21 protein-coding genes and 1 CRISPR repeat array are annotated in these 24,648 nt (G+C 64.0%); of the genes, 13 read left to right on the plus strand and 8 right to left on the minus strand.

The annotated features are described in order from the left end of the window. Positions 1–63 precede the first annotated feature (63 nt). The 7 genes from LWF01_RS03850 (at position 64) to LWF01_RS03880 (ending at position 9,214) form a co-directional block, all read left to right on the plus strand. On the plus strand, positions 64–1,719 hold the full coding sequence (locus LWF01_RS03850; RefSeq protein ID WP_349639723.1) for a glycoside hydrolase family 3 N-terminal domain-containing protein: 1,656 nt from the start codon (positions 64–66) through the stop codon (positions 1,717–1,719). A 31-nt stretch (positions 1,720–1,750) separates the two neighbouring features. Beyond that, the gene (locus tag LWF01_RS03855) at positions 1,751–2,587 is read left to right on the plus strand and encodes a ribokinase (RefSeq protein WP_349639724.1); all 837 of its coding nucleotides are present in this window, start codon (positions 1,751–1,753) and stop codon (positions 2,585–2,587) included. Between the two features lie 141 nt (positions 2,588–2,728). Further along, positions 2,729–3,766: a LacI family DNA-binding transcriptional regulator gene (locus LWF01_RS03860; RefSeq protein WP_349639725.1), complete on the plus strand. Its 1,038-nt coding sequence runs from the start codon at positions 2,729–2,731 to the stop codon at positions 3,764–3,766. 158 nt (positions 3,767–3,924) lie between these two features. Then, complete coding sequence (chvE, locus tag LWF01_RS03865) at positions 3,925–5,040, plus strand: multiple monosaccharide ABC transporter substrate-binding protein (RefSeq protein WP_349639726.1); 1,116 nt, start codon at positions 3,925–3,927, stop codon at positions 5,038–5,040. A gap of 110 nt (positions 5,041–5,150) precedes the next feature. After that, complete coding sequence (gene mmsA / locus LWF01_RS03870; protein WP_349639727.1) at positions 5,151–6,680, plus strand: multiple monosaccharide ABC transporter ATP-binding protein; 1,530 nt, start codon at positions 5,151–5,153, stop codon at positions 6,678–6,680. 2 nt (positions 6,681–6,682) lie between these two features. Continuing rightward, complete coding sequence (gene mmsB / locus LWF01_RS03875) at positions 6,683–8,044, plus strand: multiple monosaccharide ABC transporter permease (RefSeq protein WP_349639728.1); 1,362 nt, start codon at positions 6,683–6,685, stop codon at positions 8,042–8,044. Positions 8,045–8,125: 81 nt separating this feature from the next. Beyond that, the gene (locus LWF01_RS03880; RefSeq protein WP_349639729.1) at positions 8,126–9,214 is read left to right on the plus strand and encodes a CPBP family intramembrane glutamic endopeptidase; all 1,089 of its coding nucleotides are present in this window, start codon (positions 8,126–8,128) and stop codon (positions 9,212–9,214) included. A gap of 105 nt (positions 9,215–9,319) precedes the next feature. Here the strand turns inward: LWF01_RS03880 and LWF01_RS03885 are convergent, their stop codons facing one another. The 3 genes from LWF01_RS03885 to LWF01_RS03895 form a co-directional block, all read right to left on the minus strand. Next, positions 9,320–11,050, minus strand: coding sequence for a DUF222 domain-containing protein (locus LWF01_RS03885; RefSeq protein ID WP_349639730.1), 1,731 nt, complete (start codon positions 11,048–11,050; stop codon positions 9,320–9,322). Between the two features lie 406 nt (positions 11,051–11,456). Next, a complete protein-coding gene (locus LWF01_RS03890; RefSeq protein WP_349639731.1) occupies positions 11,457–12,320 on the minus strand; it encodes a sulfurtransferase in 864 nt (287 codons plus the stop codon). Beyond that, the gene (locus LWF01_RS03895) at positions 12,317–13,543 is read right to left on the minus strand and encodes a THUMP-like domain-containing protein (protein WP_349639732.1); all 1,227 of its coding nucleotides are present in this window, start codon (positions 13,541–13,543) and stop codon (positions 12,317–12,319) included. Before LWF01_RS03895 ends, LWF01_RS03890 begins: the two co-directional genes overlap by 4 nt. A 152-nt stretch (positions 13,544–13,695) precedes the next feature. On the opposite strand from LWF01_RS03895, the gene rsmA reads away from it, so the two are divergent. The 4 genes from rsmA to LWF01_RS03915 are packed head-to-tail and all read left to right on the plus strand — an operon-like array spanning position 13,696 to position 18,430. After that, the gene (gene rsmA, locus LWF01_RS03900) at positions 13,696–14,601 is read left to right on the plus strand and encodes a 16S rRNA (adenine(1518)-N(6)/adenine(1519)-N(6))-dimethyltransferase RsmA (protein ID WP_349639733.1); all 906 of its coding nucleotides are present in this window, start codon (positions 13,696–13,698) and stop codon (positions 14,599–14,601) included. 34 nt (positions 14,602–14,635) lie between these two features. Continuing rightward, positions 14,636–15,601 carry a 4-(cytidine 5'-diphospho)-2-C-methyl-D-erythritol kinase gene (locus LWF01_RS03905; RefSeq protein WP_349639734.1) on the plus strand — a complete coding sequence of 322 codons (966 nt, stop codon included), beginning with the start codon at positions 14,636–14,638 and terminating at the stop codon, positions 15,599–15,601. Positions 15,602–15,657: 56 nt separating this feature from the next. Beyond that, positions 15,658–17,487, plus strand: coding sequence for an ABC-F family ATP-binding cassette domain-containing protein (locus tag LWF01_RS03910; RefSeq protein WP_349639735.1), 1,830 nt, complete (start codon positions 15,658–15,660; stop codon positions 17,485–17,487). Positions 17,488–17,524: 37 nt separating this feature from the next. Beyond that, a complete protein-coding gene (locus tag LWF01_RS03915) occupies positions 17,525–18,430 on the plus strand; it encodes a GNAT family N-acetyltransferase (protein ID WP_349639736.1) in 906 nt (301 codons plus the stop codon). A 69-nt stretch (positions 18,431–18,499) separates the two neighbouring features. On the opposite strand, the gene LWF01_RS03920 is transcribed toward LWF01_RS03915, so the two are convergent. Continuing rightward, positions 18,500–19,009 carry a MarR family winged helix-turn-helix transcriptional regulator gene (locus LWF01_RS03920; RefSeq protein WP_349639737.1) on the minus strand — a complete coding sequence of 170 codons (510 nt, stop codon included), beginning with the start codon at positions 19,007–19,009 and terminating at the stop codon, positions 18,500–18,502. 219 nt (positions 19,010–19,228) lie between these two features. Between LWF01_RS03920 and sucC the strand changes: the two genes are divergently transcribed. Next, entirely contained in the window at positions 19,229–20,398 is a 1,170-nt protein-coding gene (gene sucC / locus LWF01_RS03925) for an ADP-forming succinate--CoA ligase subunit beta (RefSeq protein ID WP_349639738.1), read from the plus strand. Positions 20,399–20,410: 12 nt separating this feature from the next. Further along, positions 20,411–21,292, plus strand: coding sequence for a succinate--CoA ligase subunit alpha (gene sucD, locus LWF01_RS03930; protein WP_349639739.1), 882 nt, complete (start codon positions 20,411–20,413; stop codon positions 21,290–21,292). 95 nt (positions 21,293–21,387) lie between these two features. Here the strand turns inward: sucD and LWF01_RS03935 are convergent, their stop codons facing one another. From LWF01_RS03935 to LWF01_RS03950, 4 genes are all read right to left on the minus strand, one after another. Beyond that, positions 21,388–21,780, minus strand: a complete 393-nt coding sequence (locus LWF01_RS03935; protein WP_349639740.1) for a universal stress protein — start codon at positions 21,778–21,780, stop codon at positions 21,388–21,390. Next, a complete protein-coding gene (gene cas2e, locus LWF01_RS03940) occupies positions 21,707–22,162 on the minus strand; it encodes a type I-E CRISPR-associated endoribonuclease Cas2e (protein WP_349639741.1) in 456 nt (151 codons plus the stop codon). The genes LWF01_RS03935 and cas2e overlap by 74 nt, the downstream gene beginning before the upstream one ends. Beyond that, positions 22,162–22,473 carry a CRISPR-associated endonuclease Cas1 gene (locus tag LWF01_RS03945; RefSeq protein WP_349639742.1) on the minus strand — a complete coding sequence of 104 codons (312 nt, stop codon included), beginning with the start codon at positions 22,471–22,473 and terminating at the stop codon, positions 22,162–22,164. The genes cas2e and LWF01_RS03945 overlap by 1 nt, the downstream gene beginning before the upstream one ends. A gap of 170 nt (positions 22,474–22,643) precedes the next feature. Next, a CRISPR array of direct repeats spans positions 22,644–23,587; the repeat unit is 29 nt; unit sequence GGGATCATCCCCGCGGTTGCGGGGAGCAC. 212 nt (positions 23,588–23,799) lie between these two features. Continuing rightward, complete coding sequence (locus tag LWF01_RS03950) at positions 23,800–24,354, minus strand: peptidoglycan-binding protein (RefSeq protein WP_349639743.1); 555 nt, start codon at positions 24,352–24,354, stop codon at positions 23,800–23,802. Positions 24,355–24,648: the final 294 nt, after the last annotated feature.

The raw sequence follows: 24,648 nt of genomic DNA on the forward strand, positions 1-24,648 counted from the left end.
AACAGGTGCTCGTTACACCGCTCTCACTTAAGAATCCGCTGTGATGGGCAGTAGGGTCAAACCATGCACTTTGTTCAGCGCGGAATCGTCCGCGGCCCGGCGATTCTTGCCGCTCTGCTCCTGGCAGTCACCGGATGCTCGCCCGGGCCGGATCAACCGGAAACCGGAGCCACGCAGCCTGCCGCAGAGCGCACCGAGAGCCCTGAGTCGAGCGTCGAACCGCCCCTGAGCTGGGGGCCGTCCCTGGCCGACGAGGCGGCAGCGAAGCAGGCTATCGAGAAACTCGACGACGCTGAACTTGCCGGTCAGGTCATCATGGCCCAGTACACCGGAACGTCCGTATCGGCGGCAGCCGGCCTGGTGAAGAAGCACCACCTGGCCGGGGTGATCACAATGGCCGACAATCTGCCGACCGACGCTGCGGGCAAGGTCGACACGGACAAGCTGCACGACGTGACCGAGGCGATACAGAAAGCAGCCGAAGACGACGGCCGGGAATGGCCGGCCATTATCGGCGTGGATCAGGAAGGCGGCCCGGTCGCCCGGCTATCCTCGCCGGTCACCGGGTTCCCGGCGTTCATGTCGTACGGCGCCGCCGGTGACGCCGAGCTGGCGCGAAGGGCCGCCCGGGTGCAGGCAGCCGAGCTGGCCGAGCTCGGCTACACGCTGGATTTCGCTCCGAGCATTGACGTCACAGCAGGTGCGGAGGATGCGGTGATCGGCGTGCGGTCACCGGCCGGGGATCCTCAACTGGCGGCGAAGGTCGGCAGTGCCGCGGTGCAGGGCTTCAGCGACGCCGGTGTGGTGTCAACGGTCAAGCACTTTCCCGGCCACGGCTCGCTGACCACCGACTCCCACGAGAGCCTCCCGGTGCTTGACTCCAGCCTGAAAGCTCTAGAGGCACGCGACTGGGTTCCATTCCGGGCAGCGATCGACGACGGAGCCCCCGTGGTGATGATGGGGCACATCGCGGCGAAGGCGATAGACCCGGGAAAGCCGGCATCACTTTCGAAGCAGGCGTACAAGACGCTGCGATCCCGATTGGGCTTCGAGGGCGTGGCCGTGACCGACGCGCTCAATATGGGTGCGGTTGACGCATCGGCCGGCGATGCGACCGTCGAGGCGATCAGGGCCGGCGCCGACCTCGCGCTGATGCCCGCCGATACAGCGTCCGCGCACGCGGCGCTGGTGGCAGCCGTGAAGGACGGCAGTCTGAAGCGCTCGCGGCTCGAGCAGGCCGCCACCAGGGTCGTGACACTGATGATGTGGCAGCAGGAACAGGCCGGGAAGGCAGAAGCCGCGACGGCCGACGACGCCGCACCAGCTGAGGTCTCGCAGCAGGTCAGCGCGGCCGGCATCACAATGGTGCACGGCAAGTGCGGTAAGGAACTCGTCCGGGACTCGGTCACTGTTGTCGGCGGAACCACGACCGACCGTGCCCGGTTCGCCGCCGCGGCGAAGCAGGCCGGAGTGTCGACCGGGAGCGGCCCGACGGTACGCCTGCTCGGCGCCTCCGGCAGCCCAGGCGGCGACATCGCAGTTGCGCTTGACGGGCCATGGGCGCTGAAACGCTCGGACGCCGATACGCAGCTCGCGCTGTACGGCCGGACGAAGGGCGCGTTTGCCGCGCTTCTCGATGTGCTGACCGGCAAGAAAGACGCACCCGGTAAGCTGCCGCTGACGATCAAGGGACTTGACGAGGACGCCGGCTGCGGCTGACCAGGTCCGCGGACTAGGCAAGGGAGACGAGATGGGAACCGTTGCGGTTCTTGGATCACTGAATATCGACCTGGTGACCACGGTGGACAGACATCCGCGGCCGGGGGAGACGGTCCTGGGGGAGGACCTGACCCGCGTCTTCGGCGGCAAGGGAGCCAACCAGGCTATCGCGGCGGCAGCGATGGGCGCGCAGGTCATGATGATCGGCAGGGTCGGCGACGATGACGAGGGTGCGCGCTACATCGAGCGGCTCAAAGAATTCGGCGTAGCAACCGATTCGGTCGTTGTCACCCCTGGGCATGCCACCGGTCACGCACTTATCCCGGTCTCCAGGGATGGCGAGAACTCGATCATCGTGATCGGCGGCGCCAACCTGCAGCTCACCGAGGAGGACCTTGCTCCACTGGACGCGCTCGGGGAGGGCGATGTTCTGCTGACAGTGCTTGAGGTTCCACTGCCGGTCGTCGAAGCCGCTGTGCGCCGGGCCACCTCGCGTGGCGTGCGGGTCGTCATCAACGTCTCTCCCTATGCCGAGCTCGCGGCCGAAGTGCTCGCAGCCGCTGATCCGCTGATCGTCAACGAGCACGAAGCCCGTCTTCTCGAGGAGTCCGGGGTGGCAAGGTCGGCGCAGCAATATGGTGGTCTGTCGGTGCTGACAACGCTCGGTGCGGAGGGTGCTCGGTGGAAGGACATCAGCGTGCCGGCCGATAAGGTGTCCGCCGTAGACACCACCGGAGCCGGCGACGCGTTCTGCGGTGCGCTCGGCGCCGCCCTGGCGGCGGGATCGGACAAGAGGACGGCGATGGAAGCGGCAACGGCTGCCGCTGCCGTTGCGGTGCAGCGCCGCGGAGCCCAGCCGGAACCGTGACCGGCGTCGGCGTCCGGCGAGCGGCGACCGGCGACCGCCGGCGCAGGTTTGCGCGTCGTGGGTCACGAGCATGCATAATTGGCTTCACACGATGTGGTGTGAACGTGCACATGCACGGTTGAGACGTAGGACGGTTGTGTGATGAATATTGCGGACGGCAGGAAGCGCGCGGCGAGCATTCTCGATGTGGCCCGGCTGGCCGGAGTCTCGCACCAGACGGTCTCGCGGGTGATCAACGACCAGCAGAACATCAGGCCGAGTACGCGGGAAAAGGTCGAACGGGCAATTCAGCAGCTCAATTATCGGCCCAACTCGGCGGCTCGGGCGCTTGTCACGAAAAAGACCAGGACAATCGGTGTCTATAACTCCGGTGGCGCATTTTTCGGCCCTGCCAGCACGCTGGTCGGATTCACGGACGCTGCCCGCGCAGCCGGGTATCAGGTCAATGTGATTAATCGGACCTTGCACACCGTGGAACCAGTGCAGAACGTCATCGACAGCCTGCAGGGGCACAACGTCGATGGGATCGTTGCCATTGCCGCCGAGTTCGATTCAATCGGCGCGCTGCAGGGCGTTCGGCTCAACGTGCCGCTGGTCGCTGCCGAAAGCAGTGGTCAACGCGGGGTGCCGAGCGTGTCCATCGACCAGTGTTCAGGTGCCCGGATGGCTACCGAGCACCTGATTGAGCTTGGGCATCGGCGAATTCTGCATGTAGCCGGTCCGGCCCATTCATCCGACGGCACGGAACGGATCCGCGGCTGGCACCAGACGATGTCGGCGCACGATCTGCCTGCCGCCGAGCCGATCCTCGGCGACTGGTCCCCGGCCAGCGGCTATGCGGCAGGGCAGGAAATCGCCAGGCGGCTAAAGGCCGACCCTCGGTGCTGCACGGCAATTGTTTCTGGAAACGATCAAATGGCGCTCGGGATTATCAAGGCATTCAATGCCGCAGGGATAAGCGTTCCGCGCGACGTAAGTATCGTCGGATTCGACGATATTCCGGAGGCAGAATTCTTCCTCCCGCCGCTGACGACAGTGCGCCAGCAATTCGATCGGCTGGGGCAAGAGATCATGGGCACGATGCTCAAGGTTCTTGCCGGGCAGCACCTGGACGAACCGGTAATCATCAGTCCTGAGTTCGTGATCCGTTCCTCCACCGCGCCGGCAGCCCAGTCGTAACCGAATCGCGATCCGCGACTGCTTGACACATTCGGGCCGCCCTGGGCTACGATTATGCGAAGTGTGAACGATCACATTTAGCTCGACTCGGTACGAAGGCCAGCGTGGGCGCACGCTGTGACAACGACGTCCAGATTTGAAACTGAGAGGTACTACCCGTGAAAGCTAAGAAAATTCTTCTTGGTCTTGCAGCAGGCGCAGTTGCGCTAACCCTGGCCGCCTGCTCCGGAGGACGCGGCGGCGGAGATGAAGCCGCAGAAGGTGAAAACAAGGGCGCTCTCGTTGGCATCGCGATGCCGACCCAGCAATCCGAGCGATGGATTGCCGACGGCGAGAATGTTAAGAAGTCGCTGGAGAAACTCGGCTATAAGACCGACCTGCAGTATGCGAACGATGACATTCCCACCCAGGTATCGCAGATCGAAAACATGATCTCGAAGGGGGCGAAGGCCCTCGTCATCGCATCGATCGACGGCACCACCCTGACGGACGTGCTGGAAACCGCCAAGGCGCAGGACATTCCGGTGATCGCCTACGACCGGCTGATCAACGGATCGCCGAACGTCGATTACTACACGACCTTCGACAACTACCAGGTCGGCGTCCAGCAGGCTACGTCGTTGCTGACCGGCATGGGCGTGCTGACCGAGGACGGCAAGGACAACCCGGACGCCAAGAAGGAGTACAACGTCGAGTTGTTCGCCGGCAGCCCGGATGACAATAACGCCAAGTTCTTCTGGGACGGCGCCATTGACACCCTGCAGCCCTACATGGACAAGGGAGTGATCAAGGTTCCGTCGAAGCAGACGGAATTCGAGCAGGCCGCGATTCTTCGCTGGTTGCCGGAAACCGCGCAGAAGCGGATGGAGAACCTGCTGCAGCTTGATGGTGACACCAAGCTCGACGGCGTGCTGTCGCCTTACGACGGACTGTCGATCGGTATCATTTCGGCGCTGACCTCTGGCGGATACGAGAAGAACGCGCTGCCGACCATTACCGGCCAGGATGCCGAAGTCGGCTCCGTGAAGTCGATCATCGCCGGCGAGCAGTACTCGTCCATCTACAAGGACACCCGCGCGCTGGGTGACCAGGCCGTGAAGATGGTCGACGCCGTGCTCAATGGCAAGGAGCCAGAGGTGAATAACACCAAGGACTACGACAACGGCGAGAAGGTCGTGCCGTCGTACCTGCTCGATTCGGTCATCGTCACCAAGGACAACTACCAGAAGATCCTGGTTGACAGCGGCTACTACAGCGAAGACGACCTGAAGTAAGACAGTTGGTGGGCGGGGGAGCCGCGGTTCCCTCGCCCACCGACCCCTTCCGCCGGTACGATTTGTCGTATTCTCCGGCCGGTAATGACCACAATGAAGTGAGGCAGGGAATGGCAGACCGCATTCTCGAGATGCGCGATATCACCAAGACTTTTCCCGGTGTGAAGGCGCTTGCGAACGTCAACCTTGATGTGAGACGTGGCGAAGTACACGCCATCTGCGGGGAGAACGGCGCAGGCAAGTCGACCCTGATGAAGGTGCTCTCCGGGGTGTATCCGCATGGCTCCTATCAGGGCGACATCGTCTACGAGGGTGAGACCGTCGAATACAAGACGATCCGCGACAGTGAGTCCAGCGGGATCGTGATCATCCACCAGGAGCTGGCTCTCAGCCCGTTCCTCTCGATCGCCGAGAACATCTATCTGGGCAACGAGATATCGAGGCGTGGCTTCATCGACTGGAACGCGACCAACCTCGAGGCCGCGAAACTGCTGGAACGCGTCGGCCTCAAAGACAATCCAGCCACCAAGATCACCGAAATCGGCGTCGGCAAGCAGCAGCTGGTCGAGATCGCCAAGGCGCTGTCGAAGAACGTCAAGCTACTGATCCTCGATGAGCCGACCGCCGCACTGAACGACGAGGACTCCGCTCACCTGCTCGGCCTGATCCGCCAGCTGCAGGAACAGGGCATCACCTCGATCCTGATCAGCCACAAACTAAATGAGATCAAGGCGATCGCGGACCGGGTGACCGTCATCCGCGATGGGCAAACCATCGAGACCCTCGATCTCAACACCGACGACGTATCCGAGAACCGGATCATCAAGGCGATGGTTGGCCGGGAACTGGACAACCGGTACCCGGATCGCTCGCCCAACATCGGCGATGAGGTATTCCGGATCGAGAACTGGACTGTGCACCACCCACGTGAAACCTCGCGCGTCGTCATCGACAACGCCAACTTGAACGTCCGGGCCGGCGAAGTCGTCGGCATTGCCGGCTTGATGGGCGCGGGACGCACAGAGCTCGCCATGAGCGTCTTCGGGCGGAGTTACGGTTCGCACATCAGTGGCAGCGTGTTTCTCCGGGGCAAGGAGATCAGGACCCGGTCGGTCGGCGAGGCGATCGACAACGGAATCGCCTACGCCACGGAAGACCGAAAGTACTACGGCCTGAACCTGATCGACGACATCAAGCGCAATGTCTCCGGTGCGGCACTTAACAAGCTGGCCCGCGGCGGCTGGGTCGACAGCAACCGCGAATACCAGGTTGCCGACGAATACCGGCAGAGCATGAACATCAAGGCGCCATCTGTCGGCTCGATCACCGGACAGCTCTCCGGCGGAAATCAGCAGAAGGTTGTGCTGAGCAAGTGGATGTTCGCCGACCCCGAGGTGCTGATTCTCGACGAGCCGACCCGCGGAATCGATGTCGGAGCCAAGTACGAGATCTACACGATTATCAATCAGCTGGCTGCTTCCGGGAAGGCCCTCATCGTGATCTCTTCGGAGCTGCCGGAACTTCTCGGCATCTGCGATCGGATCTATGCGCTGGCGCAGGGCCGGATCACCGGTGAGGTGTCTGGCGAGCAGGCCACGCCGGAGAAGCTGATGCACTATATGACCAAGGAGAAAGACTAATCATGGCAGCTGTCCCAAACGCGCTGGCCTTCCTGGCCAGCCGGCTACGACAGATCGGCATCTTCATTGCCCTGATCGTCATCGTGGTCCTGTTCCAGATTCTGACCGACGGCGCTTTGCTGCAGCCGGGCAACGTCTCAAACATCATCGTGCAGAACAGCTACATCCTGATTCTGGCCATCGGCATGGTGATGATCATTATCGCGAGGCATATCGATCTGTCCGTTGGATCGGTGGCAGCCTTCGTCGGTGCGCTCTCCGGCGTGATGATTCAGTCCTGGGGCTTTCCCTGGTGGGCTGCGATTATCGCCTCGCTCGTCGTCGGCGCGTTGGTGGGCGCCTGGCAGGGGTTCTGGATCGCCTACGTGGGTATTCCGGCGTTCATAGTCACTCTGGCCGGCATGTTGATTTTCCGCGGCCTGACCCAGATAGTGCTCGGAAATCGGCAGATCACGCCGTTCCCCGAGGAGTATCGGGAACTTGGCGGTGGATTCCTGCCGGACATCGCGCCAAACGCGCCGTTGGAATGGCTCACCGTCGGCCTGGGCGTCCTAGCTACAGTTTTCCTGATCGCGCAACAGGTGAAGACTCGTCGTGACCGGGTCAAGCTGAATCTCGAAGATGAGCCCGGCACCTGGTTCGGCATCAAGCTGGCGTTCACCGCTGTGATGGTGCTCGGATTGACCATCCTATTGGCGAGATTCCGGGGCACGCCGGTTGTGCTCGTCGTGCTGGCAGTCCTTATTCTTGCGTACACCGCAGTGATGAACCGTTCGAAGTTCGGCCGCCACATTTACGCCGTCGGCGGCAACCTGCACGCGGCGCAGCTGTCCGGCGTGAACACGAAGCGCGTCGACTTCTTCCTGTTCGTCAATATGGGCGTGCTGGCGGCGCTCGCCGGGCTTGTCTTCACCGGCCGACTGAACTCTGCCGGGCCCGGTGCGGGTAACCTGTTCGAGCTGGACGCCATCGCGGCAGCCTTTATTGGTGGCGCCGCCGTTACCGGTGGAATCGGGACCGTGACCGGCGCTATCACCGGTGGTTTGATCATGGGTGTGCTCAACAACGGCATGTCGCTGTTGGGAGTTGGCACCGACTACCAGCAGTTCATCAAGGGTCTGGTCCTGTTGCTCGCGGTGGCTTTCGACATCTTCAACAAGAACCGCACGGGCCAGTCGAGTATCTTCTCGATGAAGCGGCGTGGTGCCGGGGATGTTGTTGCTGCAGCCAAGCGGCAGACGGGCGAGAAGACGGAGGACGGCGCGCAGGACGGCGTTGCGCCGCAGCCGGGGAGCGCCGGCAGCTCGGCTGTCGAGCGTCCGGAAGATGTCGAGCGTCCGGAAGACAAAGCGCCCACTCGGTAGAAATCCTGATCCAATATCAGTCGCGCGTTATCAGTCGCGCGACTGACGACGGGAGCGGCGGCCCGGACTTAGCGTGAAGCTATGAACAAGTTCACCAACCGAGGCCACGCTCCCGTTGTCACGCCTGCGGGTGTTGCGGATGCTGCGGCGGACCGGCCGCAGGTCGTCGGCCTGGCGCGGCCGGTTCGCGTGCCATGGCCGGCCGTCGTTGTGTTCGTTCTGACTGCCTGCGCGCTTGCCTGGTTGGTGGCGATCCCGCTCTGGACGAACGGCAAGGGCCTGGGCGATGCCGTGATGGTTCAGGTTGTCGCGGCGGTCATGATGTTGACGCCGGCGCTCGCCACGATCGTTGCATTGATAGTGCAGCGCCGCGGGAGCGATGGTACTCGGATAGCGAAAGCTCGCTACCTCGGCATCTGGCCGCTGCGGTCGGCCAAGCGGGTGGTCTGGATGACCGTGGGCACGTACTTTGCCGTGATGGCATTCGTGTTCGTCACCATTCTGTTCGCGGGGGCGGTCGGCTGGGCCGACCTCGACCTGGCCGGCCTTTCTGGATTTCGCGAGTACTTGGCCTCGACCGGCGCTATTGATCCTGGCAAACCGTTCGCGGCGGTGCCGTTCGCTCTGATCGTGGCGATTCAGCTTGCGAGCATCCCGTTCAATGGCTTGTTCACCGCTCTGTTCGCTTTCGGCGAGGAGGTCGGCTGGCGTGGTTGGCTGCTGACCAGCCTGCGGCCTCTTGGCACCTGGCCCGCCCTGGTGATAACCGGTGCCGTCTGGGGAGTATGGCATTCGCCGCTCATCCTGCTTGGCTATAACTTCGGTCGCACCGACATCGGTGGCGTGGCGCTGATGACCGGCGGTTGCATCGCCTTCGGCATCCTGCTCGGCTGGACTCGGCTTCGAACCGGGTCGGTCTGGCCGGCGGTATTCGGCCACGCGGCTCTGAACGTTTCCACCGGGCCGCTGATTCTGCTGACCTACCAGGCCGGTACCGTTCCGAATGCCAGCACGACGAGCGCGCTCGGCTTCTCCGGCTGGATCGTGACGGCCGTTATCGTCGCGGCCCTGCTGCTGACCGGTCAGTTCAGCAGGCAGGCCGAACTGGCGCCGGCGCGGCCCCAGGCGGTCCGGTCCGGATCCCGGCAGGAGCAACTGCGCGCCGATTAAATCTCCTCGGCCGTGGGTATGGATCCCGGTAATTGCCCAGATGAGGAGAACTGGCCATGGCTGAAGCAGATGTCGGCGAGCAAGTACCCAAAGCGCGTGTTTTGGTCAGAAGGGTGGGGTGTCTGGTAGGGCGAGGTTGAGGTCGTGGAGGGGTTCGCTTTCTAGTGGTTCTGGGGTGACCCAGTATTGCCGGTGGTGTGGGTCGGTCCAGCGGAAGACGCCGTTTTCTGGCTGTTCGAGTTTCCATTGTCCGAATGTTTTTAGCCGGTGATGTCCGCGCGAGAGCGGGCCCATGTTCGCTGCGGTGGTCCGGCCCACCGGAAACGGAACAGTGTGGTCCAGGTCGCATTTGTGTGCCGGGACGGTGCAGCCGATGAAGATGCAGTGTTGGCTGCGGGCTACTACGTAGCGTTTGAGTTCTTCGGGTGGGCGGTATTCGTTGCTGTCGATGTGGAGGACGGTTCCGTTGATGGGGTCGGTGATGATCCGCCGCCAGGTGGCGTCCGCGGCTAGTCTGACTGCGAGTGTCGGTGGGATCACGCCGTATCCGGCCAGGATCGCCGCACCGGCTGGTTCCTCGTCACTAGCCGGCCGGGCCTCGGTGGGTGGGCCGGTCGCGGTCGCGTTCCTGGAAGCGTCAGCCCCAGCGAAATCGCCGCGAGGGACATCCGAGCTGCTGCTAGAGGTACCGCTCGCACCGGCTGCGCTGCCGCTGGCGGTCGCGCCTCCCGCAGTTGAATGCGCGTCGTTGCCGCTGCCCGTCATGCCGTCGTCCGGCCGACCTCCCACGGTGCCCGTCTGATCGTCGCCACTTCCAGCCCCGCCAGAGCCAACACCTGTCCTATCGCCACCTTCGCGGGCGGCGAGGTCGTCCAGTGTTTGGGCTAGGAGGGTGGCGGGGATGGTGACGTTCAAGGTCGTGGTCAGTGCTCTGCCGGCGGGGTCGGTGTAGCCGGCGAGACCGGCCAGGGCGAGGTCGACCAGGGCATCGGCACGCCGTTGCGACACTGTGGTCTCCGGCGGGCCGGTGTGGGCGAATGTGGTCAGGCAGTTGTACACGATTTCCGCGGCATCGGCGGGCAAATAGGCTTCCAGGATCGCCATCCCGTCCGGGCAGGCCTGTTTCTTCACGCACCGGCGTTGGAGGGCTTGTTCGAGTCGGTCGCTGAGGATCTCCGGGCACAAGTTCGCGCAATACCGTGCCGCGAGGCGCCGGGTTCTCGCTACGGTGAGTTCCGGGATTTTCGGTAGCAGCCACATCTCGAACGCTGCGGCCTGGTAGGCGTCGAAGTCTTTCGAGTTCTCATCCAGCACCGCGACCTGGCTCGAGCTGAGTGCTGCGGCTCGGTGCAAGACGTGCGTACTCGGCAGCCGGTCGATCACCCGGGACGCCTGATCGATCCGGCGTTTAGCGTGCCCATCGGTCCATTTCAGGGCGGCGGTGACTTCCATCCGGGCGAACCGCTCCAACTCATCCACCCCAGGCCGGGTACTCCCCGCTGCTTGGGCGCGGTACACCCGGGCCGCGGCAGCAGCGGCGTTCGCCCGGTGTTCCGCCAGCTGGTCGTCCTGGCGGGCCCGGGCGCTGGCGGAAACGCGCTCCCAGGCCCGGATCACATCAACCCGGAGCTCCTCCGGCAGTTCCTCCGCCTCATCCAGCCGCTCCAACAAGACGACGTACTCACCGAAGTCACAAGCCAGAGACCGGTCCAACACGCTCCGCAACAACCTCAAAGACTCCGCGCTCACGGTCCCGGACACCGCCTGATCGACAGCCTGCTCAATCAACAATTGAGGGCCGTCGACCGGCCGAGCGACTCTGCTCTTCCCTTCCATAACCCCATGCTCCCACCCAGCACTGACAGTCACCCGGCGTCCGCTTTCCCTACCGACGACGTGGCCTCACCAGGTCGCGGCGAGCGCGGGCCCCCGGGTGAGCGTGACGGCCGCTGGCCTCACCGGATGGAGCGGCCTCATCAGGATCGGCGAGCGCGATGGCCCGCGGCCTCAACGAGGTCGGCGTCCGCCTTCCCTACCGGAGGTCTCACCGGGTCGGCAAGCACGATGGCCCCCGAGCGCGACGGCCCCGGGGGCACCGGGCACCGGCCCCCGGGGGAGCGTGACTGCCGCCGATCTCATCGGCCACCACGGCGCGACGGCCCACTGCGGTGCTGGTCGGACGCGGACCTATCAGGCGGCATAACCGCGGCTCTGAGATCAGGCGATAGAACGCGAAGCGCTGCTAGTCCTCAACTCCGGTGGCCACGGGGCGGCTGTCGTCCGAGCACCAGCCGGACCAGGACGCAGGGTACAAGGCGGCATCGACGCCGATCGCCGCAAGTGCCAGCACCTCGTGGGCGGCGGTGATTCCGCTGCCGCAGTAGGCGCCAACTTTCGCGGAGTCGGTCACACCCAGATCCTCGAAGCGGGCTCGAAGCTTTTCGGTTGGCAGGAACTCCTGACCGGAAACATTCTCGGTAGTCGGAGCGCTCGCGGCACCCGGAATATGTCCGGCCTTCGGATCGATCGGTTCCGATTCGCCCCGGTATCGCTCGCCGGCGCGGGCATCGAGCAGGACGCCGCTCTGACCGTAGGCCTCGGCTTCTTCGGCCGAGAGTGTCGGCATCTGGCCGGCGGAGAAAGACACAGTGCCGGGTTCCGGAGATTCAGGGGCGGTGTTCGAGGCACCGTTGTGAGCCAGCCAGGACGGGTACCCGCCGTCGAGCACCCGAACCGTTCTCAATCCGGCCCAGCGCAACAGCCACCACAACCGAGCTGCGGCCATGCCGCTGGTCTGGTCATAGACCACAACGTCGCTATCGTCGCTTATTCCCCAACGCCGGGCGGCCGCCTGGAAATCTGAGACGTCCGGCAGAGGATGTCTGCCCTCGGACGCTGACCGGCCATGCCCGGTGAGTTCCGATTCGAGGTCAACGTAGATCGCGCCCGGTATGTGGCCGGCGTCGTACGCTGCGCGGCCGTTCGGGCCGCCGAGCGCCCATCGCACGTCCAGCACCACGGGGACAGTAGCGGTGCCGGAGCTGAGCTCCTCCTGAAGCTGAGCCGCGGAAATCAACACTGACTCGCGGACACTGGTATCGGTCATGGGGCAACCCTAACGTCCGCGCCGATAAGAGGTCGAACCATAATGACAACCTGCTTGCCGCGAACTTTCGTGACGACGATTGTCGCCTCTTCGCTGCCCTCCAACCGCAGCTGCTTGCGCAGCTGTTCGGGGACGATCGCACTCCCGCGCTTCTTGATGGTGAGGATGCCGATATTCCGTTCGCGCAGGTAGCCGCGGAGCTTCTTCAGACTGAATGGCAGCACGTCCTCAACCTGCCAACCGGTGGCCAGGGGAGTGGACACCGCGACATCTGAAGTCACGTAGGCGATCTTCGGGTCGATCAGCCGGCCGGTGGTTATCGGTAGAAGCGCGGTAACCAGACCCGATCGGATCACGGCGCCGTCCGGCTCGTACAGGAAACCACCGATCTCACCGACGGCCTGTTCTGGCAGGTCGATATCGGTCGCCTCAGCGACGCCGCCATCACGACCGATGACGAGCGCAGCCCGCCGCACACCCTTGCGGGCGGTGGCATTCCACCACAGGGCGACCTCGACGACGCTCCCGCCGACGGACGTCCACTGTGCCTCGGCCCCGAGCGGAATCTCTTCATGCGGTAGTGCGGGCCCCAGCTTCGCACCCAGGGCGGGCAGGTCGGCCGCAAGCGATGTCACGAACGACAGTGGAGGAGAAAAAGCTTCGGGATCGAAAATCCTGCTGGTTCGCCCCTGTGAGTCGCTGCGGCCAGGTGATCGGCGGGCCGGATCAAGCCAGGCGCCGTCGAACCCGGACAGATCGGTGTCCTCGGCCCGGGCATGACGCACGGTCGCAGTAGGCAGGTGACGGAGGTTCACTGAGGCGATAGCGGCGGTGACTTCATCGGCATCAACTGCCAGCACCTGTCGGTCGAGGGCGGCCATCGCCATCGCATCGGCGCCGATTCCGCAGCCCAGATCGGCAATCTTCTCGATCCCGGCCTGGGCGAAACGGTTGGCATGCCGCGCCGCCACGGAGAGCCTGGTCGCCTGTTCCAGGCCGTCAGCGGTGAACAGCATGTCCGCGGCGAATGCGCCGAACTTTGAGGTCGCCTTGTCGCGCAGTCGGGATTGAGTCAGCGCCGCAGCAACCAGTTCCGCAGGGTGTCCAGCTGCGCGCAGCTGCTCGGACAGCCGGAGCGATTCCGATTCGTCGTAGGGAGGCAATTCATTCAGCAGGGCGAAGCCCGCCGGATCGAGTAGCAATTTCAGGCTGTCGGCATCCACCCGTCAAGGGTGACACAACCAGGGGCAGCAGCCCTAAGCCCGCTGCCCGGAGCCGCCCGCCGACGCCAAGGAAACAGAGCGCTGGAGCCGCCCGCCGACGCCAAGAAAATAGAGCCAAGGAAGCAGAGCGCCGGAGCCGTTAAGCTCTGGGGGTGACAGATTCTGTGCAGAGTGGCGGCGCCACGGACGATTCAAGGTTGCTCGGCGCGGCGGACATCCGCAGGCTGGCCGAACGGTTGGACATCCGGCCGACCAAGCAGCTGGGCCAGAATTTCGTCATCGATCCCAATACAGTGCGCAGGATTGTCAGAACCGCACGCGTGCAACCTGGTGAGCACATCGTCGAGATCGGCCCGGGTCTCGGCTCGCTCACCCTTGGTTTACTTGAGGCCGGCGCAACTGTCACCGCGGTGGAAATCGACCCGAAGCTCGCCGGCGAGCTGGCGAAAACAGTGCACGGCTACCAGCCTGAGGCCGACGGCCGTTTCAGGGTCGTCAATCAGGACGCACTGCGACTGCAGGAACTGCCAGGCGAAGCGGGACCGCCGGTGGCGCTGGTGGCTAACCTTCCATACAACATTTCCGTCCCGGTGCTCCTGCATTTTCTCGAACTGTTTCCGCAGCTCGAGCGGGTGCTCGTAATGGTTCAGGCAGAGGTGGCCGACCGGCTAGCGGCCGCGCCCGGCTCCCGAATCTACGGCGTTCCCTCGGTGAAGGCCGCCTGGTATGCGGATGTGAAGCGGGTCGGCGCCGTCGGACGCCATGTGTTCTGGCCGGCGCCGAAGGTGGATTCGGGACTCGTGTCCTTTACCTGCCGCACCGCGCCGATCACCTCGGCGAGCCGGCTCGAGGTTTTCGCCGCCATCGACGCTGCCTTCGCGCAGCGGCGAAAAACCCTGCGTTCAGCACTGTCGTCCTGGGCGGGGTCGGCCCAACTGGCCGAAGACTGCCTACGGGAGGCGGGTATCGATCACCGGCTGCGGGGCGAGGCGATCGACGTCCATGACTTCGCTCGGATCGCCGAGGCAAAACAACGAGTCGCCGCCGCGCCCCAATGAGACTTACGCGTGCTCTGTCGCTTAGGTTAGGGCTATGACGGTCAAGCCGGTGCCAGACAGCCTCACCGTCAGCGCGCGCGCCCCGGGAAAAGTCAATCTTCACCTCGGGGTCGGGCCGCTGGGCGACGATGGATACCACGATGTCGCGAACCTCTATCAGGCGGTCTCGCTGTACGAAACGGTGACCGTGACTCCAGCAGATGGTTTCTCGGTTGAGCTCAAGGGCCCGTTCTCGGACCGGGAGATTCCGACCGACGGCAGCAATCTCGCGATCAGGGCAGCACGTCTGCTGGCAGACCATTCCGGGATCGCCGGCGGTGTGCATATCACCGTGACGAAGAACGTACCGGTTGCCGGTGGCATGGGTGGGGGATCGGCCGATGCCGCCGCGACCCTGGTTGCCTGTGACGAACTGTGGAATCTCGAACTCGGCAAGCAGGAACTGTGCGAGATCGGTGCCGTGCTTGGCGCCGACGTGCCATTCGCCATCATCGGCGGGACAGCGATCGGCCTCGGCCGCGGCGACGAGCTCACGCCGGCGCTGGGACGCGGCGTCTACCACTGGGTGATCGCGACGTCGAAAGGGGAGTTGTCCACGCCGATCGTTTACTCGACGCTGGACAAGCAACGTTCAGGCCGGAGCGTTCCGGACCCGACCATCCCGGACGGCATAATGCATGCTTTGCGCTCGGGCGACCCGGAAACGCTCGCGCAGGCCATGCACAACGACTTGCAGACGGCAGCAATGGAACTGAAGCCCGAGTTGCTTCGGGCACTCGACATTGGGGAACAGGTCGGTGCTCTGGCTGGTATTGTCTCCGGGTCAGGGCCGACGCTCGCGTTCCTGGTCTCGGACGCCGAGCAGGCTCTGGAAACCGCGCTGATGCTCTCGGCATCCGGCGAGATCGACCAGGTTTACCGGGTCACTTCTCCTGCCGGTGGCGCGCGAGTGATCCGACCGCACGATGAACATCCCTCCGCAACCCGAAAGACAACGTGACAGCACAGAACACCCCGTTGGCCGATTGCGCCGCGAATCCGGGCGGACTCGCCTAGATGGCCCCGCTGATCAACGCAGAAAACCTCAGTGTCACCTTCGTCACCCGCACAATTCTGGATGGCGTCTCTCTCGGGGTCGAGGAAGGGGAACGAATCGGCGTCGTCGGCCGCAACGGCGACGGGAAGTCGACTTTGCTCCGAATATTGGCCGGCCGTGCGATGCCCGATTCAGGCCGGGTATCGCCGCAGCGCGGCCTGTCGATCGGCTTCCTTGATCAGCAGGACGTCCTCGACGGAACCGACAGCGTTCGGCATGCGGTTGTCGGTGACGTTGACGACCACGTGTGGGCCACAGAAGCCCGGATTCGTGACGTCATTTCCGGCCTCCTCGCCGACGTGGACTGGGCCTCCCGCGTCTCCACGCTGTCCGGCGGTCAGAAGCGAAGAGTCGCTCTGGCCAAACTACTGATCGGCGACCATGACCTGCTGCTGCTGGACGAGCCGACGAACCACCTAGATGTCGAAGGCGTGGCCTGGCTGGCCAGGCACCTGAAGTCGCGGTGGCCGGCGCAGCGCGGCGGCTTCGTCGTCGTGACCCACGACAGGTGGTTCCTCGACGAGGTAACGGCGCGTACCTGGGAGGTGCATGACGGCCTCGTCGACATCTTCGAAGGTGGTTATGCCGCCTACGTGCTGGCCCGGACGGAACGAGATCGTGCCGCTGCCGTCGAGGAAAGCCGCCGGCAGAACCTGATGCGCAAGGAATTGGCCTGGCTCCGCCGCGGCGCCCCGGCCCGGACGTCCAAGCCGAAGTTCCGGCTCGACGCGGCCGCCGAGCTGATCGCGAACGAGCCGCCGCCGCGCGATTCCGTCGCGTTGCACAAGATGGCGACCGCGCGCCAGGGCAAGGATGTCGTCGACGTCGAGAACGTGAGCTATTCCCTGGATGACGGCACGGTGATCTTCGATGACGTGACCTTCCGGCTCGGCCCGGGCGACCGCTACGGTGTGGTCGGCGTCAACGGCGCCGGAAAGACAACGCTGTTCAAGCTGATCACCGGCGCGCTGAGCCCGGGGAGCGGCCGGATCAAGCGGGGCAAGACGCTGCAGCCGGCAATGCTGAGCCAGGAAGTCCGCGAGCTCGACGACGTGATGCAGCTGCGCACCGTCGAGGTAATAAGGGCTGAACGGGAGTTCTTCACCATCGGCGGGCAGGACGTCTCGGCCGGCCAGCTGGTGGAACGACTGGGCTTCACCCGGGAGCGGGCCTGGACACGGGTCGCGGACCTCTCCGGCGGTGAGCGTCGGCGGCTGCAGATGCTCAGGCTGCTGGTCGGCGAGCCGAACCTGCTGCTGCTCGATGAACCGACGAACGACCTCGACACCGACACGCTCGCCGCGCTGGAAGACCTGCTCGACGGCTGGCCGGGCACGCTTCTGGTGATCTCCCACGACCGGTATCTGCTGGAACGGGTCACCGACCGCCAGGTGGCGCTGCTCGGCGATGGTGCGATTCGCGATCTGCCCGGCGGCGTGGATGAATACCTCAGCCTGCGCGAATCGGCGATGGGCGGGGCGCGCAAGGACGGCCACGCACTGAGCTCGGCAGGAAGCCGTGCCGCGACGACGGAGCAGTCGACGACCGCGAACGCCGGAGCGACGTCCGCCGCCGACCAGCGGACCGCGCGGAAGGAGCTCGCCCGGATCGAGCGGCAGCTGCAGAAGAGCGCGGAGCGCGAAGAAAAGCTGCACGCGGAAATGGCCGAGCTGGCCCAGACCAGCGATTTCGAGGCCGTCGCTAAGCTCGACGTCACGCTGCGCGAGCTGTCCGCGAGCCGGGACGCCCTCGAAGAGGAATGGCTCATTCTTTCCGAGGCTCTCGACTAGGGTTTGTTCGATTAGCCGCCTTTTTGGAAAGGAAGCGATGACTGAGCTGGAATTCAGGCCCTGGCAAGACCGCGATGACCTGAACCTGAACGAATTGTGGGGCGACGCGCCATCCCCGTCGGCCAGTGCCGCCCGCGCCCTGTTCCGGCCGGAATCCGATACGCCGGTGGTCCGCACTCTGGTAGCCGAACGGGAAGGCATCCCGGTGGCCGCCGGATACATTGTCGAGGCTTCGATCCATCCCGGTCGTGCCTGGGCCTACGTCGAGGTGGCGACGCAGGAGCGAAGGGCCGGCGTCGGGACTGCGCTGCTTACCGCATTGCGCGAAGCCGTTGCCGGGACCCGGATCGATGGACTGCCGCTGCGTGCGAAGGTCGCTCCCGGCGCAGCCGGCGAGGCGTTCGCGCAGGCAGCCGGCTTCCGGACGCTGCAGCGCTCGCGAATGGTTCAGTTGGAGGCCGGCGCGCTCCCAGCCCCGGACGTCGACGAGGCTAGGGACGCCGCGCTGCATATCGAGGTTGTCGCGACCGGATCAGTGGAGCTCACGACCGCGCTGTGGGACTGGTATGCCGCAGCTCACCAGGACTGGGACCCGGCGGCGAATCCCGGGATCGGCCGGGTGAATGCGATGTTCCTCGGCGAAGCGTCCGGTGCCCGGGCCGCCGCCATCCTGCGCCGGAACGGGAAGCTCCGCGCGTTCGCGATCAGCTACGCCGAGGAGGGTGACGAATCGCCGGCGGAACTACTGGTCGGCACTTCGGTGGCCGAAGGGGCCGAGGGCGGCAGTGACGACGTCAGGGCCCTGATCGGCCAGCTCATAGTTGATCATCCGGTCGAGGTGGAGGTCGATGATTCTCTGGGCTCCGTTGCCGAGGTGGTCGACGAGGTGGTTGCCGCAGGAAAGGGCCGGGTGGTCAGCGAAACGCTGGTGATCGGTACCTGACCCTAGCAGCGGCCGACGGCAACAGCTCAGGCAACGCCGGCAGCCACTTTGGGAGCGGTGGGAACAGCTTCAGGCAACGCCGGCCGAGCTGTGGTCCAGCTCGAAGTTGCTGGACAGCTTCCGCAGCAGATCGGCGAGCCGGCGCTGCTGCGGGTCGGCGAGTTCGGCCAGCAGCTCGTGCTCGATGTCGAGCAGGTCCTGCAATGAGCCGTCGACCTTGGCCCGGCCGGCCTCGGTCAGCTGCACGAGGACGCCGCGCCGGTCGGCAGGATCCGGATGCCGCTGCACCAGGCCCGCGGTGACCAGCCGGTCGATCCGGTTCGTCATCGTGCCCGAGGTGACGAGTGTCTGGGTAAGCAGTTGGCTCGGCGACAGTCTGTACGGGTCGCCGGACCGGCGAAGGGCTGAAAGCACGTCGAAAGCCCAGACCTCGAGGCCGTGCTTGGCGAAGGTGGATTTGCGGGCCAGGTCGAGGTGCCGGGCCAGGCGGGAAACCCGGGAAAGCACTTCCATTGGCGCGACGTCGAGATCGGGCCGTTCCCGGCGCCAGGCCGCTACAATCCGGTCAACCTCATCCATGAAAACAAGTTTACTCTTGCGTCAAGGTTCTTGACGTCAAGTTTCTTGATGTCGACTTAACTTGCCTGCCGCCGCTGTCCGTGACTACCGCGACTTCACTGCAGATGCCGGTGTGCGCTTGGTCGCATTTTCGCCGGTAAACGTGCGTGGATCCCGGTTGCGCACTAAAGTTTCGGATGGACTGATTGATGATGATCGCCAAACAGAAAGAAGAAACTCGTGGACCTGTTTGAGTACCAGGCGCGGGACCTCTTCGCCAAGCACGGTGTGCCCGTGCTCGACGCAGTCGTCGCGCAAACCCCGGAAGAAGCGCGCGAAGCCGCGCAGAAGCTAGGCGGCGTTGTCGTCGTTAAATCCCAGGTGAAAATGGGCGGTCGCGGCAAGGCCGGCGGCGTCAAGGTCGCCAAGAACCCGGACGAGGCGGAAGCCCGTGCGAACGACATCCTCGGTCTCGATATCAAGGGGCACATCACCAAGAAGGTCATGATTGCCCAGGGCGCCGACATCGCCGAGGAATACTATTTCTCGGTTCTGCTCGACCGGGCAAACCGCAGCTACCTGGCCATGTGCTCGGTTGAGGGCGGTATGGAAATCGAGCAGCTTGCCGAGGAACGCCCCGAGGCGCTAGCCAAGGTGCCGGTGGACGCCATCCACGGAATCGACGAGGCCAAGGCTAAAGAGATCGTTGAGACCGCTGGTTTTGACGCGGAGACCGCTCCCAAGGTGGCGGCTGTGCTGATCAAGCTGTGGGATGTCTTCAAGAACGAGGACGCCACGCTCGTCGAGGTTAACCCCCTGGTGAAGGTTGCCAGCGGTGACATCATCGCCCTTGACGGGAAGGTCAGCCTGGACGAGAACGCCGAGTTCCGTCACGAGGATCACGCGGCACTTGCCGACAACGAATCCGCTGACCCGCTGGAACTCAAGGCCAAGCAAAACGACCTGAACTACGTCAAGCTCGACGGCGAGGTCGGCATCATCGGAAACGGCGCCGGGCTGGTGATGTCCACTCTGGACGTCGTTGCCTATGCAGGTGAGAAGCATGGCGGCGTCAAGCCGGCCAACTTCCTCGACATCGGCGGTGGAGCTTCCGCCGAGGTGATGGCCAACGGACTCGACGTCATCCTCGGCGACGAGCAGGTCAAGAGTGTTTTCGTCAACGTCTTCGGCGGAATCACCGCCTGCGACAAGGTCGCCGACGGGATCGTCAAGGCGCTGGGCATCCTCGGCGACGAGGCATCGAAGCCGCTGGTGGTTCGCCTGGATGGCAATAACGTGGAAGAGGGACGCCGGATCATCGAAGAGGCCGCGCATCCGCTGGTCACCCTGGTCGGCACCATGGACGACGCGGCCGACAAAGCCGCCGAGCTCGCTGCTGCAGCGAAGTAAGGGGACTACAACATGTCAATCTTCCTAAACAAGGATTCCAAGGTCATCGTCCAGGGCATCACCGGAGGCGAAGGCACCAAGCACACAGCTCTGATGCTGAAGGCCGGCACCCAGGTCGTCGGCGGGGTCAACGCTCGCAAGGCCGGCACCACGGTGACGCACGGCGATGTCGAGCTTCCGGTCTTCGGCAAGGTGAGCGAGGCGATCGAAAAGACCGGTGCCACGGTCTCCATCGTTTTCGTTCCACCGGCTTTCACCAAGGACGCGGTAATCGAGGCTATCGATGCCGGGATCGAGCTGCTGGTCGTCATCACCGAGGGTATTCCGGTACAGGATTCCGCCGAGTTCTGGGCTTACGCCCAGGCAAAGGGAAACACGACGCGGATCATCGGACCGAACTGCCCCGGGATCATCACGCCGGGCGAATCGCTGGTCGGCATCACCCCGGCAAACATCACCGGCAAGGGCCCGATCGGCCTGGTGTCGAAGTCGGGAACCCTGACCTACCAGATGATGTTCGAACTGAGCGACCTCGGTTTCTCGACCGCCATCGGTATCGGCGGCGACCCGGTGATCGGCACGACGCATATCGATGCCCTGGCGGCATTCGAGGCCGATCCGGAAACCAAGGCCATCGTGATGATCGGTGAGATCGGTGGCGACGCCGAGGAGCGCGCGGCTGACTTCATCAAGGCGAATGTGACCAAGCCGGTCGTCGGCTACGTTGCCGGCTTCACCGCGCCAGAGGGCAAGACGATGGGCCATGCCGGCGCAATTGTGTCCGGCTCGGCTGGTACCGCCCAGGCGAAGAAGGAAGCGCTTGAGGCTGCCGGTGTCAAGGTTGGCAAGACGCCAAGCGAGACTGCTCAGCTGATGCGGGACATTCTCGCTTAAAAGCACGACTGAACGCGTTTGCTGGCCCGGTGCCCCTGTAGTAGGGGTGCCGGGCCATTGTGCTGCGCTCGGGCCGTGCGGGGATGCTTACGCGGTCAGGCTTTGACGGTGGTGACCGGCACGGTAGCTCGTAGCAGCACGGACTGTGCCACGCTGCCGAGCAGCAGTTTGCCGACGGGGGAGCGCTTGCGGATGCCGAGCACGATCAGGCTGACCTGGTGCTTTTCGGATAGCTCGATGATCTCTTCCGCCGCGTCCTTGCCGCGGATGTACTTCCTGACGTCGTAGCTCAGCGGGGTTTCAGCCAGCCAGGTGCGAATCCGGTTCGCCTGCTGCTCGTCGATCAGCCGCAGGTCATCGGCCTGGGTCTGTTCGGCGGCAGCATTGACGACGAGCAAATCCTCCGCGAAGAACTCAGCCTGCTTGATCGCGTAGTCGAGGGCTGCTTCGCCCTCTCGGTTCGGGGTGTAGCCAACAAGAATGGTCATTTTCACACTCGCTTTCGTCTCGCCAAAGACTACCGGCGGTTGAGGTGTTGGCGCTGGAGGCACTGCTCCAACCTGTTTGGGGCATTGTTCGAGACTCTACGTCGCCACCTTCATTTGGCCGCATCATTAAGGAAATCCCGTCAAAATCCACCGGTTCCCAATGATGTCCATGCACCCTAAACTCCAAGCGTTGCTCGTTTGCAGCTGAATAGACCATGATTGCGCGGCCCTGACCGACCATTTCGACAGCTCGCTGCCACAACAAATCCCGTACCCGGGTCGAGACGCGGCCCACAAATACGCCCGCTGAGATCTCAAGCAGCCAGCGCGTGAGCTGTCCGCGAAGTCCGACGGGGCAGGCGGATAGCACCAGCACGACCATCAGAAATCCACGTCATACGAAGTGCCCGCAGCGACGCTTCTTTGTGATCCGTCCCAAAGCTGGACAACGTCGTGACCCAGATCGTCGGAATCCTGTACCTCATCGTCGGGCAATAGTAAATGTCGGATGTCCTTCACGCATTGATTGAGGAATGCGCTGCCGTGAAATTTATCGCGCAAAGCGAGTCGCGCGGCACGCCCCAAGTCTTCGATTTCTTTGCTTGCCAAGTCGAAGGCTAGCGGAATCGTGAGATCTGCCTTGTACAAATCGGCAATATCGTAGACAAAGGATCGGATATGCCCGGTGTGCACGAAGCCTAAACCGGGCGAACAACCGAGAGCGACAATGACGGCATGTACAACCCCGTACAGGGTTGTGTTCGCCGCAGAAAGTCACCCACGTCACCGAACGCCTTGTTCACGGGATCATCCCAGCGGTTGCGGGAGCACGGCAGGCCATACAGAGCGAGGGTGTACGGATCGGGATTATCCCCGCGGTTGCGGGGAGCACCTCCCGTATGCGCCTCGCGGCGCGACGAAAGAGGGATCATCCCCGCGGTTACGGGGAGCACCGAATCGTGTCCCAAGATCGTCCATCGGGCCTGGGATCATTCCCGCGGTTGCGGGGAGCACGTGCCAGCCCACGAGTAGGCTTTGGTGGGCGCGGGATCATCCCCGCGGTTGCGGGGAGCACCATCACCATTCACCCCGCCCGAAAAGGTTGCTGGGATCATCCCCGCAGTTGCGGGGAGCGCGCGGAACTCAGGTTCGCCGCTTTCGTGTATGAGGGATCAGCCCCGCGGTTGCGGGGAGCACCAGAAAGCCTACCGATATTACGACGACGGCAAGGGATCATCCCCGCGGTTGCGGGGAGCACGTCAGGTAGTCCATTTGCGCCCAGAAGTGGTCGGGATCATCCCCGCGGTTGCGGGGAGCACCACGGCAGTCCGCACCAGACGAGACCCGCATTGGGATCATCCCCGCGGTTGCGGGGAGCACCGAACCAACTATGCGTCCAACCCCGGCTGCGAGGGATCATCCCCGCGGTTGCGGGGAGCACCGAACCAACTATGCGTCCAACCCCGGCTGCGAGGGATCATCCCCGCGATTGCGGGGAGCAACCCGAAGCTCTGCTCGACGTCGGGCCGTGGCGGGGATCATCCCCGCGGTTGCGGGGAGCACACACGCCCGGCTCACTTCCTACTGGTCGGATTGGGATCATCCCCGCGGTTGCGGGGAGCACGCGGCGAAGCTCGGCGAAGATCTGGAGTATTTGGGATCATCCCCGCGGTTGCGGGGAGCACCAGCCCCTTGCCTGCCTGCCGCTGCAGGGCCTGGGATCATCCCCGCGGTTGCGGGGAGCACCACATTGACAGCGTCGTCCGGGTCGGCCAAAAGGGATCATCCCCGCGGTTGCGGGGAGCTGAGCACACTTGCTGACCTGGGACGACGATATCAGCGGGCAGCTCTTCCCTTTACTTTTGAAATCCCACCCGGCGTCGTTGCAGCGCTCCTGACCTTGCCGTTCAAGAGGCTTGAACTGCGCCGACCGACTCGGAATTAAATGACGGAACGCCCAAGAGTTAACACGAAATGTCCCGGCAGACCCGGTAACAAACCGCCCTGAGTGCAGTTGACCTACTTGATTGGGGCGACACCCGCGTTCTGGTCGAGGAAGTCTTCGGCCCAGCCCTGCCACTGTGCGTAGGCATCCGGGTAGGCGGAGCGCTGCACTGCCTGCGCGGCTTCGGTGGGCGCCATGTCTTCCCAGCCATCGATGTCCGTCAATCCTGGGTTAGAGGTCACATCGGACACGCCATAGAACGACTTGGCGGCGGTTTCAGGATCGGTGATCTGGTCGGGCGAGCCCCAACCCATCGCCGGCCGCTGCTGGAAGATGCCAAGCGAGTCGTGGTCGACAGCCTGCTCGTAGTTCTTGAACTGCGATTCCTGCCGGGCGGTCATCAAGGCGATGACGATGCCCTCGTTCGAGATGCCCGCGCCTTTACCCACGGCGATGACGGTGCGGGCGTTCTCGACCTCGTCGAGCGCCAATGAAGCACCGGCGACCTGGTGCGCAGCCGCGGTATCCGGCGTTGTTGCATGCGCCATTCCGGGTGTCAGTAGCAGTGCGCCACCGGCGATGATGGCGGCGGCGATGGTTCCGCGTGGCGAACGATGAGTAAGCGGCATAGAAGAGTAGGTCCTTACGGTTGGCGGTATGGAGTGCAGGAATCTGCTGCCGGGAACGCCGTTGGCGTGTCGACTGGGCGGATCCGGTTGAACCCGGCGGACGGTGTAGCTCCCGTGTACCTGCGGCAGCAAGCCTCTGGTCCGACTGCCTCTGGATCCGGCTGGCGTTGGCCAACTCCTGGCGATGGCCAGCTCGGCGGCGCTAGGTCGAGCGCGCCGTTATGTTTTCGTTATCAACGGTACGAGGTAACGAATGGGTAACGCAAACTGCGCGCAAATGAGGCCCGGCTCCAC

It is taken from the genome of Saxibacter everestensis (genome assembly GCF_025787225.1).
Lineage (GTDB): Bacteria > Actinomycetota > Actinomycetes > Actinomycetales > Brevibacteriaceae > Saxibacter > Saxibacter everestensis.